This window comes from Chitinophaga sp. W2I13, from assembly GCF_050434005.1.
Lineage (GTDB): Bacteria > Bacteroidota > Bacteroidia > Chitinophagales > Chitinophagaceae > Chitinophaga.
The window spans coordinates 4,106,982-4,122,578 of record NZ_JBNPWD010000001.1; the positions used below are offsets into that span (position 1 = coordinate 4,106,982).

Sequence of the window (15,597 nt, forward strand, 5' to 3'; positions counted from 1 at the left end):
TTTCGCATATTTAAATTGATGCTCCCATGAAAAAGTATGTTTTATTCTTTACTGCAAGCCTCGCATTGGCGGCCTGTTCTCGTGTACCCATCACCGGCCGTAGTCAGCTGAACCTCGTTCCTGAAAGCACGATGCAATCAATGGCTGTGCAACAATACCAATCATTTTTGTCTGAAAACAAAGTAGTGGCGCAAACTGCCAGTAAAGACGCTGAGATGGTGAAAAGAGTGGGGCAGCGCATTGCGTCGGCTGTTACCAGGTACATGAACCAGAATAATATGGGGGGTGAAATATCCAGCTATAAATGGGAATTTAACCTGGTAGATAACAAAGAAGTAAATGCCTGGTGTATGCCCGGCGGTAAAGTAGTGGTGTATACAGGTTTGCTGCCCGTAACCCAGAATGAAACTGCCCTGGCCTGTGTAATGGGACATGAAATAGCACATGCCATTGCACGTCATGGTAACGAACGTATGAGCCAGGGACTGGTAATGCAGGGTATCCAGGTAGCCGGCGCTGTAGCGCTGAACAAGAACCCTACCGCGGTAAACCTTTTTAACCAGGCATTTGGCGTAGGCGGCAACTTAGGTACACTCGCCTTCTCCCGTGGTAATGAGCTGGAAGCCGATCACCTGGGAGTAATATTCATGGCGATGGCCGGTTACAATCCGCAGGAATCAATTCCTTTCTGGCAACGCATGGCCAGTATGAGTAAAGGTCAGAAACCACCTGAACTCCTGAGCACACACCCCAGCGACGCTACCCGCGTACAAAAATTACAACAGCTGATGCCGGAAGCAATGAAGTATTATACACCGGCGAAAGCATAGGGTCTTTAAAAAGCAACGGGCTGGTAATGTAGTATTACCAGCCCGTTTTCTTTATATCTTCCCTTATTCCGTTATAATCTCAATTACCTTCTTATTTTTCTGCACCTTCATCTTCTCGGGCACATGTGCCAGGATTTCTTTTTTAAAGGCTTCTATCAGCGCCTGTTTAATAAAGTGACGATGGGTTACCAGGCTGATTTCCCTTACCGGTTCCGGCGCCTTGAAATAGCGGACCATGTTCAGTTGCCGGGAGGAGAGATCCTGTAACGACAGCTCCGGTAAAATTGTATAGCCTTCGTTGAGATCTACCATTCTTTTCAGCGTTTCCACACTGCCGGTATTGTATTCCAGGTTCTTGTTATCGCCCATGGTAAATTTATCCTTACAGATATTCAACACCTGGTTACGCATGCAATGCCCTTCATTGAGCAGCCACACATCTTTGATATCCAGCTCGTCTGTTTTTACGATTTTTTTCTCGTATAAAGGATTGCTTTTAGCAGTGTACACCACAAAGGACTCATAAAATAAAGGATGTTCTTCCAGGTGCGGGTTATGCAGGGGAGTGGCCAGCAAACCACAATCCAGCAGTTCCTGTTTCAGTTGCTGCATAATTTGCTCGGTAGGATATTCCCATATTTCCAGGCGCACCTTCGGATATTTTTTCATAAACCCGGTTAGGATACGGGGAAGCAGGTAAGGCGCCAATGTAGGAATGATGCCTACTTTCAGATTGCCTTGTACTTCCTTTTTCTGGTCTGCTATAATTTCACGGATGCGTGCATTTTCCTTAATGATGATCCTGGCCTGGGCAACCACGGATATACCTATTTCAGTAGGGACTACCGGTAATTTGCTGCGATCAAACAGTTTAATGCCTAACTCATCTTCCAGCTTCTGAATCTGCATGCTCAGCGTTGGCTGGGTTACAAAGCACTTCTCTGCTGCTACTACAAAACTTCTGTATGTATCTACCGCAACAATGTACTCCAATTGAACTGTCGTCATTTCCTGTAAGATTGTGCAGCAAAGGTATAAATAAAATCTATAGGAAGACGTTAAAACCTATAAAAGCAACAGGGGGTAGTGAAATCCTTCACTACCCCCTGTTGCTTTTATAGTAATATGTTTAACTAGAATATCCTGTAACGGTATTTGATTTTTTCTGTATTGCTATACAGTTCCCTGATATTGATAGACGCCTGGATTTCTCCTACTGCTTCTGTTTTCAGGTTCCTGAACTCCGCCTGTTTGGCATCGATGATGCTTTTATCAGCCAAGCCGTTGTCCTGGGCTATTTTCAGCGAGTTGTTTACTTTAGTATAGTAAGAATCCAACAGCGTGAAATATTCGTTATAAAGATTTTCAAATCGCTTGGTTTGTAAAACCAGGTCTTCCAGCTGGTTGTTTACTTCTTTCAGGGAAGAGTTTTCGCGCAGCAGGGATTCATAATCGATCCGTTTGCCTTTGGTATATTTCTCTTCCAGTTTCGCGAAGTAATCAACTACCTTTTCTTTCTTAAAATCAAAAAAGTATTCATTCATTGTTTGGCTCAAACCCTGATTCCCTTTCTGTGGAGCAGGGAATTTAAGGGAAGTGGCAGTAAACGAAAGATGATCAAACAGGTTATCCTGTAACAGGCTTAGCTGATCTTTATTAAAGTTCAGGCCATATTCAAATTTCTGGTTGGCATCATTCAATGCGGTGTAATACACTACATATTTGTTCAGCTCTTTTTCGAAATCCTGTAATGACTTCTGGTTAATCTGTTTGTTGTTCACACTCACACTGTGCAGAAAGTTCATTACTGAGTTGGCAATCGCCAGCGGAGGAGTGAGGGAGGTAAAGCTCTGGAAAATAGGACTGTTGATGATGGATTTGGTAGACTCTACAATTTTAGAATTCTTCTCTCCTTTATCTCCTTTATTTTTCAGGATGATCTTTTCCACCAGCTCTACAATACGGTCGCTCAAAGAAAAGCCCAGCGCTTTACTTTCCGGGTTATTCAGGGAGGTGATGAAAACATCGAGGTTATTGGTCGTAGTACGCGACTTCAGATCGATAATTTTCTTATTCAGCAGATAATACGTTTCACTGGCATTAATGATATTATTTTTTATCAGGTCGTACTTCGTGATATTATCTATTTCCTTTCCCTGTAACAGGGCCTGTATAGCGGTAGAGTTTTGTTTGTCATTGTCGGTGATCCGTTGTACATCTTCCAGCAGTTTGCGGATAGTGGTATCCTGGGTTTTGATAACAGGAGACGTGGTGCTTTTCAGTTCCGGGTCCTGTGCATAAGCTGTCTGGAAAGTAAAAAGTAAAACAAGAGGGGCTGGTAGCACTTTAATCCATCTGGTCGTCAGGAATTTTTGAGCCAGGTGTACTAACGGTAATGACTCATCGGGCTTGCTGGTCAAGCGTTTATCGTGCCTCATTTCCGTTGGTAGGTGTTTTAACATATTGTTTTTGCTTTTTGTTAACAAAAATTTAAGAAAATATGATGCCAAAAACATCATCAGGCAAAGATAAATAATTAATAACAGTTAAAATTAAATCATGATAGGTGGTGTCCGGAATGCATTTTCCGGATATATTTTGAATTATCAGCAGGTGAGTTACCTTTGCTGCCAAATTTGATCCACTTTCATGCTTAATAACAAAAAGATAGTGGTTGTATTACCGGCCTACAACGCAGCACTTACGCTGGAAAAAACATTCCGGGAAATCCCTTTTGACATAGTTGATGATGTAGTGCTGGTAGATGATGCCAGCAGAGACGATACCCTTGAAGTCGGCAAGCGGCTGGGGATTCAGCACCTGATACGCCACGACAACAACAAGGGTTATGGCGGTAATCAGAAGTCATGTTACAATAAAGCACTGGACCTGGGAGCTGATATTGTGGTGATGCTGCATCCCGATTATCAGTATACACCAAAGCTCATTACAGCGATGTGCAGTATTATTGCCAATGAGGTGTACCCGGTGGTTTTTGGGTCCAGGATTCTTGGAAAAGGCGCCCTGAAAGGGGGAATGCCGATGTACAAATACATATTTAATCGTTTCTTAACATTGACACAAAACATCCTGATTGGTCAGAAGCTGAGTGAATATCATACCGGCTACCGTACTTTTTCATCGGAAGTATTGCGTAATATCAACTACATGGCTGATAACGACGATTTTGTATTTGATAATGAAATGGTTTCGCAGATATTTATGAAAGGATACGATATTGCAGAAATTACCTGTCCTACCAAATACTTCGACGAGGCCTCCAGTATCAATTTCAAACGCAGCGCCATTTACGGGTTGGGTGTTTTGAGAGTATCACTGCAGCATCGTTTGCATATGTGGGGCATCGTAAAAGGAAAAATCTATTAAAAAATAATTTAGCAGTGGGGTTAGCGCAACAGTATAATTTAGCCGGAAAATACCTGAAGTATTATTTTACCTCAGGCAATCGTCACGACGTACATTCTCCCTTTGTATTTTCACTGATCGAGGATGTATTGCTGGATAAGAAACAGCAGCCGGCTTTCCGGGAAATAGAACAGTTGCGCAAACAGTTGCTGCAAAGTAATGAAACGCTCCAGGTAACCGACCTGGGCGCCGGGTCGCTGATATCGGCCGGCAATGAACGCCGCGTAAAGGATATTACCCGCTACGCAGCAAAACAGCCTAAATTCGGGCAATTCTTCTACCGGTTGATACAATACCTCCAGCCGGCCCGTATTCTTGAACTGGGTACTTCTATGGGGCTTTCTACAGCGTATATGGCAAAGGCCGCCCCCCATGCCCGCATTTATACCATTGAAGGCTGCCCGAATATAGCAGCCAGGGCCGCCAAGAATTTCGAAGCGCTTCATATCAAAAACATCACGCAGGTAACCGGAAATTTTGATACCGTGTTACCGGATGTGTTAAAACAAATGCAGTTGCCTGATTGGGTGTATATCGATGGCAACCACCGCAAGGAACCCACGCTGGCTTATTTTGAGCAATGCCTGCAGTTTGCAGATGAATACTCTGTTTTTATCTTCGACGATATCCACTGGACGCCTGATATGGAAGCCGCCTGGCATACGATACAGGAACATCCGCAGGTAACCATGACCATCGACCTCTTTTTTATCGGGTTGGTATTTTTCCGGAAAGATTTTAAAGTCAAGCAGCATTTCACCCTGAAATACTGACTTTGCCGTAGTATATTGGGAATAAAAATACCCCGTTATGCGTTACCTTAAATTATTCTTTCTGGCCTGCGCGCTCACCGGCAGCCTGGTGGCGGCTGCACAGGACGATCTTTCCCAGTACAGCAGGGAATCGTTTATCCGTAAGGGTGATACCCTCCGCTACCGTCTGCTGCTGCCCGCCAACTATAACCGTCACAAAAAATATCCGCTGATCGTTTTCCTGCATGGGTCCGGTGAAAGAGGCAGTGACAATAACGCGCAGCTGCTGCATGGCGGCGCCATGTTCCTGCGTGATACCATCCGCGCCAATTACCCGGCATTCGTTGTTTTCCCGCAATGCCCTGCCAATCAAACCTGGGCGCCCATGAAATTTGTGCGCGACAGCACCGGTAAGGTAATCCAGGCAGATTTTCCGCTGGAGGGCGATCCTACACCGCCCACCGCCTTACTCAACCAATTACTGGATAGTTTACTCGCCGGCGGAAAAGTGGATACCAAACGGGTGTACATCGGCGGTTTATCACTGGGTGGAATGGGCACCTTCTACGAAATCACCAAACGCCCCGATATATTTGCAGCTGCATTTCCTATCTGTGGCGCCGGCAACGTAGAGGCGGCGGACAGGTTTGCTAAAAAAGTGCCGGTGTGGATCTTTCATGGCGGCGATGATAAAGTAGTACCGGTAGAAGCCTCCAGGGCGTATGACGCCAAACTGAAAACGCTTGGTGCAGAAGAAAAATATACAGAATACCCCGGCGTGGGTCACAATAGCTGGGATAATATGTTTGTGGAACCAGGCGTAATGCCGTGGTTGTTTCAGCACCGTAAAAAATAAAATATACAGCGGATCGCCTCGTAAAGCGATCCGCTGTGTTTAAAAACAATTAGTTGCCTCCCAGCGCACGATATAGCGATACCATTCCCTGGTACACATTCCGGCGCGTAGTAACCAGCGCCAGCTCCGCTTCCAGTACACTCTTCTGTGCAGTAATCACTTCCAGGTAATTGGCATATCCGGTGGTAAAAAGAATGTTAGCGGTAGACACAGCCTCCTGCAATACCAGTACTTCCTTGCTTTTCAGCGCATAGGCTTCCTGCTGGTTTTCCACTTTATTTAAGGCGGAAGCTACTTCCTGGTAGCCATTTACAATTGCCTGCTGGTATTCGTAGAATGCCGTCCAGGCATTGGCGGTACTGATATTGTATTGTGCCTGTATCTGTTTTTTATTGAAGATGGGGGCGGTTAAATTGCCTACAGCGCCCCATGCGATAGACGCGGGTGACTGGAACAACAGTCCTGCTTTGAAAGCGTTAAAGCCCGCATACGGTGTGATGGTAAGTCCGGGTAAGAAGGCAGCACGCGCAGCTTTTACATCTGCTTTTGTAGCAGCCAGCTCCAGCTCTGCACGCTGTATATCCGGGCGTTGCAATAACAGGCTGGCGGGTATCCCTTTTTTAATCGCTTCCGGCAACGCCTGCGCGTCTTTTACCGTGCTGCGTACAATTGGCTGTGGCAGCCTCCCCAGCAGGGCGTTGAGCTGGTTTTCCAGGGAAGCGATTTCCTGTTTTACGCCATATTCCAATGCCTGTGTACTCAGCAACTGGGCGGTGAATTGTTGCACTGCCAGCTCGGTGGCGCGTCCGCCGGCTTTTTGAATATGCACGGTAGCTACCGCCGTTTCCTGCAATTTGATATTGCGTTGTATAATAGCCAGCTCGTTGTCCATCGCAGTGAGCTCGTAATACAGCCCGGTAACGCCTGCCACTATTTGCGTGGTGAGCAGGCGGCGTCCCTGTTCACTGCTGAGAAAGCGTGCATAAGTGGCCTGGCGCTGACTTTTCAGTTTCCCCCAGAGATCTATTTCCCAGCTGCTTCTCAGGCCGGCAAAATATTCAGGTGTGGGGCTGGGAATGCGTTGGTCTTTACTGATATTGGGCGACAGGTTGGTATCGAAATTACCAACGCCATTGAGCGTATAATCCGCATACTTATCCACACCGGCTGACAAGGCAAGGTTCAGCGATGGCAGCCAGGCATTTTTAGCCATCATCAGGTTAGCCTGTGCCGTAGCTACACGCTGTGCGGCGGAGAGCAGGTCGTAGTTGTTACGCAATGCGGTATCAATAAGGCTTCGCAAGTTCGGATCATTGAACACCTGTGCAAAATTGTGCAGCGAAATGGTATCACTGTTATTGCCTGATACAACGGGAACGCTTATACGTTCTGGCAGCGACAGTTCTTTTTGTGTGCTGCAGGCCACTGTTGCAGTGGCCATCGCCGCATATAAGGTGTATTGATATATTCGTTTATTCATTGGTGTAATCTTTTAGTTCAACGGTTTTTTTCCTGATCATGGAAGCAAACAGCACATATAATCCGGGTATGATCAGTACACCGAAAATGGTTCCGATGAGCATGCCACCGGCTGCGGCGGTACCAATGGAACGGTTACCCATGGCGCCTGCACCGGAGGCAATACACAAGGGTATTAACCCGGCAATGAAAGCGAAAGACGTCATGAGAATAGGGCGCAGCCTGGATACGGCGCCTTCTTTAGCTGCGGCCAGGATGGTAGCCCCGTGTTTGTTTTTCAGGATCGCAAATTCCACGATGAGGATGGCGTTTTTACCAAGTAACCCTATCAGCATTACCAATGCTACCTGTGCGTAGATATTGTTTTCCAGGCCCAGTAACTTCAGGGAAAGGAACGCGCCGAAAATACCGGCAGGTAATGATAGCAATACTGGCAGCGGCAGCAGGAAACTTTCGTATTGGGCGGCGAGCAAGAGGTATACAAACACCAGCACGATGATGAAAATGTAGAAGGCCTGGTTACCGGAAAGGATATGCTCTCTCGTCATACCACTCCATTCATAGCTGTATCCCCTGGGCAGCTCTTTGGCGGCTACTTCCTGTACGGCGGCAATGGCCTGGCTGCTGCTGAATCCTGGTTTGGCGTCGCCATTGATCATAGCGGCAGTGTACATGTTATAGCGTGTCAGTTGTTCCGGTCCGTATACACGTTCCAGTTTTACGAAGTCGGAGTAAGATACCATTTCGCCGCGGTCATTTTTTACATAGAGGCGCAGCAGGTCATCGGGTTTGGTGCGGTAGGAAGGATCCGCCTGCACCATTACCTTATACATTTGCCCGAAGCGGATGAAGTTGGATGCATAGAAACTGCCCATTAGTGTTTGAAGGTTGCTCATGGCATTTTCAATACTCACGCCTTTTTTCGCCGCCATCGCCTGGTCTACGTGGATCAGGTACTGGGGGAATTCCGCATCAAAACTGGTGAAGGCGCTGCCTATTTCCGGGCGTTTTTTCAGCGCGTCGATGAACTGGTTGGTGACCTGCGCCGTTTGCCGGAGATCGCCGGTGCCGCTGCGATCGAGCAGCCGCAGTTCAAACCCGCTGGAGTTACCGAATCCCGGAACGGTAGGCGGCGGGAAAAATTCTATGCTGGCATCTGCAATACCGGCTGTTTTCTTTTGTAATATTTCAATGATATCCTGAACAGATGCTTTGCGGTCGTCCCAGGGTTTCAGGTTCACCATGCCCATACCATAAGAGGCGCCGGCTACTTCGTTTACCAGGCTATATCCCGCAAGTGTGGATACAGATTCCACTTCTCCCAGTTCAGCGGCAATGGCCTGCACCTGGTCCAGTATGGCTTCGGTACGTTCCACGGTTGCGCCCGGGGGAGTAGTCACGTTTACATAGATCATGCCCTGGTCTTCCGTAGGAATAAACCCGGAAGGCAGGATGGCGCTAACACCCCAGGTAGCGGTGAAGAAAAACACCAGGCAGGCCAGCGTGATCAATCTCCTGCCGGCGATGAAGCTGATAAGCTTCGCATATTTATTTTCGGTAGCATTATAGCCTTTGTTGAAACCGTTAAAGAAGCGCTGCAGCAGGCTCTTTTTGCGGGGTTTGCCATGTGTATCTCTGAGCATGATGGCACAGAGTGCAGGCGTTAACGTTACTGCGTTGATACCTGAAATCACAATGGAAATGGCCAGTGTGAGAGAGAACTGCCGGTAGAATACACCCACCGGGCCGGACAAAAATGCTACCGGTATAAACACAGCGGACATAACGAGGGTAATTGCCACCAGCGCTCCGCTGATCTCTTTCATAGCGGCCAGCGTGGCTTCCATCGGAGGCAGGTGTTCCTCGCTCATTTTCACGTGAACGGCTTCCACCACCACAATGGCATTGTCTACCACGATACCGATAGCCAGCACCAATGCAAACAGCGTAAGCAGGTTAATGGAGAAGCCCATCATCTGCATAAACGCCAGCGTACCAATCAGCGCTACCGGTACTGCAAGCGCCGGGATGAGGGTGGAGCGGAAGTCCTGTAGGAAAATAAATACCACGATAAATACCAGCAGGAATGCTTCAAATAAAGTTCTCACCACTTCGTGGATAGAGGCGTCGAGGAAGCGGGATACATCGTAGTTGAAATTGAAGGTCATGCCCGGAGGAAAGGAGGAATTCTTCATTTCTTCCATTTTTGCCTTCACATTGTTAATTACTTCGCGCGCATTGGAGCCGGGGCGTTGTTTGAGCATGATGGAAGCAGAAGGCTTGCCATCTGTTTTGGAAACCATGCTGTAGGTAAGCGAGCCGAATTCCACATCGGCTACATCTTTGAGATGCAGCACGGAACCATCCTGGCCTGCCCGCAGCACAATTTGCTGGTACTGTTCCGGCTCAAAAAATTTACCGGTATAGCGTAATACATATTGCAGCATCATCGCGTTTTTATCAGAGCTTTCGCCGGTTTTACCGGGCGCCGCTTCAATATTCTGTTTGCGGATCGCCTGGATCACTTCATCCGCAGATACGTTGTAAGCCAGCATGCGATCGGGTTTCAGCCATACGCGCATGGCGTATTCCTTGGCGCCCATGATTTCCGCACGGCCTACACCGTCGATACGTTTTAATTCCTGTAGTACGTTGATGTCGGCAAAGTTGTAGATAAACTGTTCATCCAGGGTAGTGTCCTCGCTCATTACGTTGAGGTATAACAGCATGCTGTTCACTTCTTTTTCCGTGGTAACGCCGGCCTTGATTACTTCTTCCGGTAGTTCATCAATAATAGTGGCCACGCGGTTTTGCACGTTAACAGCGGCCTGATCGGGGTCGGTACCTACCTGGAAGAATACCTGTATCACGGTGATCCCGTCGTTACTGGATACAGACGACATATACGTCATACCCGGTACCCCGTTGATGGCCCTTTCCAGCGGTGTAGACACTGCCTTGGCAGATACTTCGGCGTTGGCACCGGTATATTTAGCCGTTACCGTTACCGAAGGCGGTACAATATCGGGGAACTGGGTGACCGGCAAGGTGAATAGCGCAAGCAGGCCTACCAGTGTGATAATAAGCGATATGACCAGTGATAGCACTGGTCTTTTTATAAAAGTTTCAAACATTGTTCCGTGATTTCAGCTCAAAAGCTGTGTGATTATAAACTGAGTAAACTATCCATGGCAACGCCGCGTGGTGAAATCCGGATACCATCGCGGATGTTGCGTACACCTTCGCACACAATACGTTCTCCGGGCTGAAGTCCGGACTGAACAATATAAAAATGTGCAAAGCGGGCCTGTGGAGTAAAGTTTCTCATTTTCACTTTGTTGCTGCCGTCTACCACGAACACATAGTTTTTGTCCTGCATTTCGAATACTGCTTTTTGCGGGATGATTACGGCGCTGTCTATTTCAGTGGTAAGACGAACTTTACCGCTGGCGCCATGTTTCAGCAGCTTGGAAGGATTGGGGAACCGGGCACGGAAGGCAATGGAGCCGGTATTTTCTTCAAATTCACCTTCTATGGTTTCTATTTTACCGGTATGGTGATAATCGGTGCCATCAGCCAGTACCAGCGCTACCTGGCGGTAGCTGTTGTCGCCTTTGGCCAGCGCTTTATTATACTGAAGGTATTCTGTTTCCGATACGTTGAAGTAAGCATAAATTTCGCGTGTATCCGATACCGTAGTAAGCAGGGTGCCTTCACTGATGAGGCTTCCTTTCTTTAAAGGGATACGGTCGATGATACCATCAAAAGGTGCGCGGATGCTGGTGTAAGACAGCCGCATTTCCGCATTGGCGGCGGCAGAGCGGGCTTCTTCTATTTTTGCCTGGGCTGCGGCGAGCTTTGCACTGGCTACTTCCAGTTCGGAGGGCGCTACTACTTTTTTCTCCACCAGTAATTTTACGCGGTCCAGTTCCAGTGCGGCGGCCTTGCTTTCTGCAACCACGCTGCTGAGAACGGCTTTTGCTTTGGCCAGTTCAGCCCGGTATTCCGCGTCATTGATCCCGAAAAGCAGTTGTCCTTTTTTTACTTCCTGTCCTTCGTCAATAAATATTTTATCAAGAAAGCCGTTGACACGAGCGCGTATTTCCACATTTTGTACTGCCTGAATATCTGTTACATAAGAACGGTGCAGTACTGTATCTTTTGTTACCAGTGTGGTAACCGGCAAAACTTTCAGATCCTCTTTGTTGGTGCTTTCTCCTTTGGTGGCGCAACCAGCCATGAAAAGAGCGATCAGCGATGTTAAAATCCCTGTATATTGACGCATAGCAATAAGATATTGATCCCGGCATAACCGGAATAGGTGAATACAACACATCAGGAGGCCATCCGCTATGATAGCAGAAAAGACAGGCATCTCCCTAAGAAAAATTAAAAATGATTACAATAGAAACTGTGTTGCTATTCAAAAGGGCGTGAACCGGAAGAGAAAGGAATAGTAGGCGGGCCGGAAAGATTTCTGGCTGCCATACTCACCGGTTTTATTTTCAGGAATAAGACTGTATGCAGTATTGTCCGCATCAAGATATACAATGCGGGTGGCAGTACTTACCTGTGGAGCCGCAGCAGAAAGGTACCACCGTGTTTTACGTCGATGCTTGGTGACGTGCCATATTTCAGCACTATCATCATCCGCTTCGAGGTGTACCGGGATTTTATTAACAAGACTTAATAACCGGTCCTGCTCTACCTGTTGTTTGTGAAGATCAGGCAACAGGAAATAATGACGATGTGCCGCAAACGAAGGCAGGACGGCTGTTGCCAGCTGTAAGCACAGCAGGAAGCAGACGAGGGTCCAACGTTTTAATATGTACGTACGATCATTCATTAAACCGCAAAATTAATAGTTTTTAGTTTATTTGAAGATTAGTTTATTGTAAAGGGATTATTTTTTGATAGATGGTAAGGTTGTTTTAAAAATAAAGGGCCGTCTCGTTTTATAGAGACAGCCCTTTCCACTCTGCACAGGATTGAATTGTTAACTATTTTATTGCCTGCATGGCAGATTTAGCGGCAGCAATGGTTTCATCCAGGTCTTCGGTAGTGAGTGCATTACTCATAAACCAGCTTTCGAAAGCGGAAGGCGGCAAATAAATACCACGTTCCAGCATGGCATGGAAGAAACGTTTGAATAATTCGTTGTTGGCGGCAGAGGCGGCGGTGAAATCCACAATTGGATACTCCGTGAAATGTGCACTCAGCATTGATCCCATCTGGTTGATGCTATGCACAATGCCGGCAGCGCCAAATGCTTCTTTTAATCCATTCACCAGGTAGCTGGCTTTATCTTCCAGTTGCTGGTAAATAACAGGATTATCGTTCAGCGTTTGCAATAAAGTATAACCGGCAATCATTGCAATCGGATTACCGCTTAATGTGCCTGCCTGGTATACTTTTCCGGCGGGGGCAAGATGTTCCATGATTTCTTTCGGACCGGCCACTGCACCTACCGGCATACCGGCGCCAATGATCTTACCAAAAGTTACGAGGTCGGCCCTGATGCCCAGTAATTCCTGTGCACCGCCACGGGCCAAACGGAAGCCTGTCATTACTTCATCAAAGATGAGCAGGATATTGTTGGCATCGCAAAGCTGGCGGAGCCCTTCCAGGAAGCCCGGCTGCGGAAGGATACAGCCCATGTTGCCGGCTACCGGTTCAATGATAACAGCGGCAATCTGGTTGATGTTATCGGCAATCAGTTGTTCTACTGCAGGTAAATTATTATACGGGGCAGTAAGCGTGTCTTCTGCTACTGCAGTGGTAACGCCTGGCACAGATTGAATGCCCAGGGTGGCTACGCCACTGCCGGCGCTTACCAGGAAGGCATCTGCGTGACCATGGTAGCAACCTTCAAACTTGATAAACTTATTACGGCCGGTATAACCCCTTGCCAGCCTGATGGCTGTCATGCAGGCTTCCGTACCGGAGTTTACCATGCGTATCATATCGATATTAGGCACCATGCCTGTAATCAGTTCTGCGATCTTTGTTTCCAGTTCTGTAGGCGCGCCGAAAGATGTGGAGTAGGTGGCATATTCCTGTATAGCCTTTACTACCGGCTCATATGCGTGGCCGAGGATCATTGGGCCCCAGGAATTGATGTAGTCGATATAACGGTTGCCATCTACATCGTACATATAGGCGCCCTTGGCACGTTCCATAAATACGGGCGTGCCGCCTACACTTTTAAATGCACGTACGGGAGAGTTAACACCGCCGGGAATTACCTGCTTTGCTTTCCCGAATAACATTTCACTTTTACTGTACATCTGTTTCGTGGTTTATTATTTTACGCAAGATAGGGAATTATGCATTCAGCAGTTTTACCGCATCCTTTGCAAAGTAGGTAGCGATCAGATCCGCGCCTGCGCGTTTCATACTGGTCATAGATTCCATGATGGCCTTGTTTTCATCCAGCCAGCCTCTTTCTGCAGCTGCTTTGATCATGGCGTATTCGCCGCTTACATGATAAGCACTAACTGGTACGGTTACACGATCTTTAATAATGCGCATAATGTCGAGGTAAGCCATAGCAGGTTTTACCATTACTATGTCGGCGCCTTCTTCAATATCCATCAGTGTTTCCCGGATCGCTTCGCGGGAATTAGCATAGTCCATCTGGTAGGTTTTCTTATCGCCGAAGCCCGGAGCAGAGTCGAGTGCATCACGGAAAGGACCGTAAAAGCAGGAAGCGTATTTAGCGCTGTAAGCCATGATGCCTGTTTTATCGAAGCCATTTTCTTCGAGGATGTTGCGGATGGCCAGGATGCGGCCGTCCATCATATCGCTGGGCGCTACAAAGTCGGCGCCTGCCTGTGCGTGGCTCAGGCTCATGCGTGCCAGTACTTCTACAGTAGGATCATTTACAATTTCTGTTCCTTCCACAATACCATCGTGGCCGTAGGAAGAATAGGGATCCAGGGCAACGTCGGTCATCACCACCATTTCGGGGATGGCGTTTTTAATGCCTCGGATGGCGCGCTGCATCAACCCGTTGGGGTTTACTGCTTCGGTGCCTTTATTATCTTTTACGCTGTCGGGCGCCTTTACAAACAGCAGTACACTTTTAATACCCAGGCCCCAGAGCTCCCTGGCTTCTTTAATAGTAAGGTCCAGGGAGTACCTGAAATAACCTGGCATAGAGCTGATCGCGTCCTTCACATTTTCTCCTTCGGTAACAAATAACGGCGCTATAAAATCGCTGGGTGTTAAAATTGTTTCCGCCACCATTGCACGAATAGCGGGAGATACTCTTAAAATTCTGTTTCTTCTGATCATCTTTATAAAAATTTTATTGTTTTTATATCGTCGCCTGCCTTGTTATTTTACCCATTCCCTGGGCTTCAGGAACTCTTCCAGCTGCGCTTCCGGGCTGCCGGGTGCAGGATGAAAGTCGTACTCCCAGCGGGCTACCGGTGGTAAGCTCATCAGGATGGATTCTGTGCGGCCGTTTGTTTTCAACCCAAACAAAGTTCCCCGGTCGTGAACAAGATTAAACTCTACATAACGTCCGCGCCTATACGCCTGCCAGTTTTTATGTGCATCGGTATAAGGCAGGTTTTTTGTTTTCTCTACCAGCGGAAGATATGCTTCGAGGAAGGCATTTCCATTTGCTTTTGAGAAATTCAGGAGTTCTTCTGCGGTTCTTTCCGCGTTGGGACGGAGGTAATCATAAAAGATACCGCCTATTCCACGCGCTTCGTTGTTACGGTGTTTATTGATAAAATATTCGTCGCAGTGTTTTTTATATGCCGGATACAATTCCTTTCCAAAGGGATCACAGGCATCTTTAAAGGTACGGTGGAAATGAATACCGTCTTCTTCCTCGAGGTAATAAGGCGTAAGATCTGCACCACCACCAAACCAGCTGTCTTTCAGTGTTCCATCCTGGTCATACAATTCAAAATAGCGGAAGTTCGCATGCACGGTGGGTACAAAAGGGTTCACCGGGTGAAGCACCAGCGAAATACCACATGCCATGAACTGGCTGTTGGTAACGCCGAACTGTTGTGCCATCGCTTCCGGCAATTCGCCATGCACGACCGAAGTATTTACACCGCCTTTTTCAAATACATTCCCGTTGGCAATTACCCGTGTTTTGCCACCGCCGCCGCCGGGACGCTCCCAGCGGTCTTCCAGAAAAGTAGCTTTGCCGTCTGTTTTTTCCAGCGCGGCACAGATTTCATCCTGCAAGCCGTGTATGAATGATATGAAATTATTTTTGATGCTCATGGTT

13 protein-coding genes are annotated in these 15,597 nt (G+C 47.4%); 4 read left to right on the top strand and 9 right to left on the bottom strand.

The features are described 5' to 3' along the window. Positions 1 to 26: 26 nt before the first annotated feature. Positions 27 to 830 carry a M48 family metallopeptidase gene (locus QFZ48_RS17155; RefSeq protein ID WP_429050837.1) on the top strand — a complete coding sequence of 268 codons (804 nt, stop codon included), beginning with the start codon at positions 27 to 29 and terminating at the stop codon, positions 828 to 830. 63 nt (positions 831 to 893) lie between these two features. On the opposite strand, the gene QFZ48_RS17160 is transcribed toward QFZ48_RS17155, so the two are convergent. Beyond that, on the bottom strand, positions 894 to 1,838 hold the full coding sequence (locus tag QFZ48_RS17160; protein WP_429050836.1) for a LysR substrate-binding domain-containing protein: 945 nt from the start codon (positions 1,836 to 1,838) through the stop codon (positions 894 to 896). Positions 1,839 to 1,963: 125 nt separating this feature from the next. After that, positions 1,964 to 3,268 carry a hypothetical protein gene (locus QFZ48_RS17165; RefSeq protein ID WP_429050835.1) on the bottom strand — a complete coding sequence of 435 codons (1,305 nt, stop codon included), beginning with the start codon at positions 3,266 to 3,268 and terminating at the stop codon, positions 1,964 to 1,966. Positions 3,269 to 3,479: 211 nt separating this feature from the next. Between QFZ48_RS17165 and QFZ48_RS17170 the strand changes: the two genes are divergently transcribed. Genes QFZ48_RS17170 through QFZ48_RS17180 form a run of 3 tightly spaced genes read left to right on the top strand, consistent with a single transcriptional unit; the run spans position 3,480 to position 5,864 of the window. Beyond that, positions 3,480 to 4,217, top strand: a complete 738-nt coding sequence (locus QFZ48_RS17170; RefSeq protein WP_370912419.1) for a glycosyltransferase family 2 protein — start codon at positions 3,480 to 3,482, stop codon at positions 4,215 to 4,217. 14 nt (positions 4,218 to 4,231) lie between these two features. Beyond that, on the top strand, positions 4,232 to 5,029 hold the full coding sequence (locus tag QFZ48_RS17175; RefSeq protein WP_429050834.1) for an O-methyltransferase: 798 nt from the start codon (positions 4,232 to 4,234) through the stop codon (positions 5,027 to 5,029). Between the two features lie 37 nt (positions 5,030 to 5,066). Further along, a complete protein-coding gene (locus tag QFZ48_RS17180; protein ID WP_429050833.1) occupies positions 5,067 to 5,864 on the top strand; it encodes an alpha/beta hydrolase-fold protein in 798 nt (265 codons plus the stop codon). Between the two features lie 49 nt (positions 5,865 to 5,913). Here QFZ48_RS17180 and QFZ48_RS17185 read toward each other — a convergent pair whose 3' ends face one another. From QFZ48_RS17185 to hemF, 7 genes are all read right to left on the bottom strand, one after another. Then, positions 5,914 to 7,344, bottom strand: a complete 1,431-nt coding sequence (locus QFZ48_RS17185; protein WP_429063069.1) for a TolC family protein — start codon at positions 7,342 to 7,344, stop codon at positions 5,914 to 5,916. Further along, positions 7,337 to 10,477, bottom strand: a complete 3,141-nt coding sequence (locus QFZ48_RS17190; protein ID WP_429063070.1) for an efflux RND transporter permease subunit — start codon at positions 10,475 to 10,477, stop codon at positions 7,337 to 7,339. The genes QFZ48_RS17185 and QFZ48_RS17190 overlap by 8 nt, the downstream gene beginning before the upstream one ends. 32 nt (positions 10,478 to 10,509) lie before the next feature. Continuing rightward, positions 10,510 to 11,628, bottom strand: coding sequence for an efflux RND transporter periplasmic adaptor subunit (locus QFZ48_RS17195; protein WP_429050830.1), 1,119 nt, complete (start codon positions 11,626 to 11,628; stop codon positions 10,510 to 10,512). 138 nt (positions 11,629 to 11,766) lie between these two features. Further along, entirely contained in the window at positions 11,767 to 12,189 is a 423-nt protein-coding gene (locus QFZ48_RS17200) for a hypothetical protein (protein WP_429063071.1), read from the bottom strand. Between the two features lie 154 nt (positions 12,190 to 12,343). Then, complete coding sequence (gene hemL, locus QFZ48_RS17205; RefSeq protein WP_370912426.1) at positions 12,344 to 13,630, bottom strand: glutamate-1-semialdehyde 2,1-aminomutase; 1,287 nt, start codon at positions 13,628 to 13,630, stop codon at positions 12,344 to 12,346. 37 nt (positions 13,631 to 13,667) lie between these two features. Continuing rightward, positions 13,668 to 14,639, bottom strand: coding sequence for a porphobilinogen synthase (hemB, locus tag QFZ48_RS17210; RefSeq protein ID WP_429063072.1), 972 nt, complete (start codon positions 14,637 to 14,639; stop codon positions 13,668 to 13,670). A 42-nt stretch (positions 14,640 to 14,681) separates the two neighbouring features. Continuing rightward, positions 14,682 to 15,593, bottom strand: a complete 912-nt coding sequence (hemF, locus tag QFZ48_RS17215; protein ID WP_429050827.1) for an oxygen-dependent coproporphyrinogen oxidase — start codon at positions 15,591 to 15,593, stop codon at positions 14,682 to 14,684. Positions 15,594 to 15,597 lie beyond the last annotated feature (4 nt).

Excerpts from the sequence above, each read along its gene's own strand:
- QFZ48_RS17200 (WP_429063071.1), bottom strand. The coding sequence starts at position 12,189 with ATGAATGATCGTACGTACATATTAAAACGTTGGACCCTCGTCTGCTTC.
- QFZ48_RS17185 (WP_429063069.1), bottom strand. The coding sequence starts at position 7,344 with ATGAATAAACGAATATATCAATACACCTTATATGCGGCGATGGCCACT.
- QFZ48_RS17160 (WP_429050836.1), bottom strand. The coding sequence starts at position 1,838 with ATGACGACAGTTCAATTGGAGTACATTGTTGCGGTAGATACATACAGA.
- QFZ48_RS17165 (WP_429050835.1), bottom strand. The coding sequence starts at position 3,268 with ATGAGGCACGATAAACGCTTGACCAGCAAGCCCGATGAGTCATTACCG.
- hemF (WP_429050827.1), bottom strand. The coding sequence starts at position 15,593 with ATGAGCATCAAAAATAATTTCATATCATTCATACACGGCTTGCAGGAT.
- QFZ48_RS17190 (WP_429063070.1), bottom strand. The coding sequence starts at position 10,477 with ATGTTTGAAACTTTTATAAAAAGACCAGTGCTATCACTGGTCATATCG.
- hemL (WP_370912426.1), bottom strand. The coding sequence starts at position 13,630 with ATGTACAGTAAAAGTGAAATGTTATTCGGGAAAGCAAAGCAGGTAATT.
- QFZ48_RS17195 (WP_429050830.1), bottom strand. The coding sequence starts at position 11,628 with ATGCGTCAATATACAGGGATTTTAACATCGCTGATCGCTCTTTTCATG.
- QFZ48_RS17170 (WP_370912419.1), top strand. The coding sequence starts at position 3,480 with ATGCTTAATAACAAAAAGATAGTGGTTGTATTACCGGCCTACAACGCA.
- QFZ48_RS17180 (WP_429050833.1), top strand. The coding sequence starts at position 5,067 with ATGCGTTACCTTAAATTATTCTTTCTGGCCTGCGCGCTCACCGGCAGC.
- hemB (WP_429063072.1), bottom strand. The coding sequence starts at position 14,639 with ATGATCAGAAGAAACAGAATTTTAAGAGTATCTCCCGCTATTCGTGCA.
- QFZ48_RS17155 (WP_429050837.1), top strand. The coding sequence starts at position 27 with ATGAAAAAGTATGTTTTATTCTTTACTGCAAGCCTCGCATTGGCGGCC.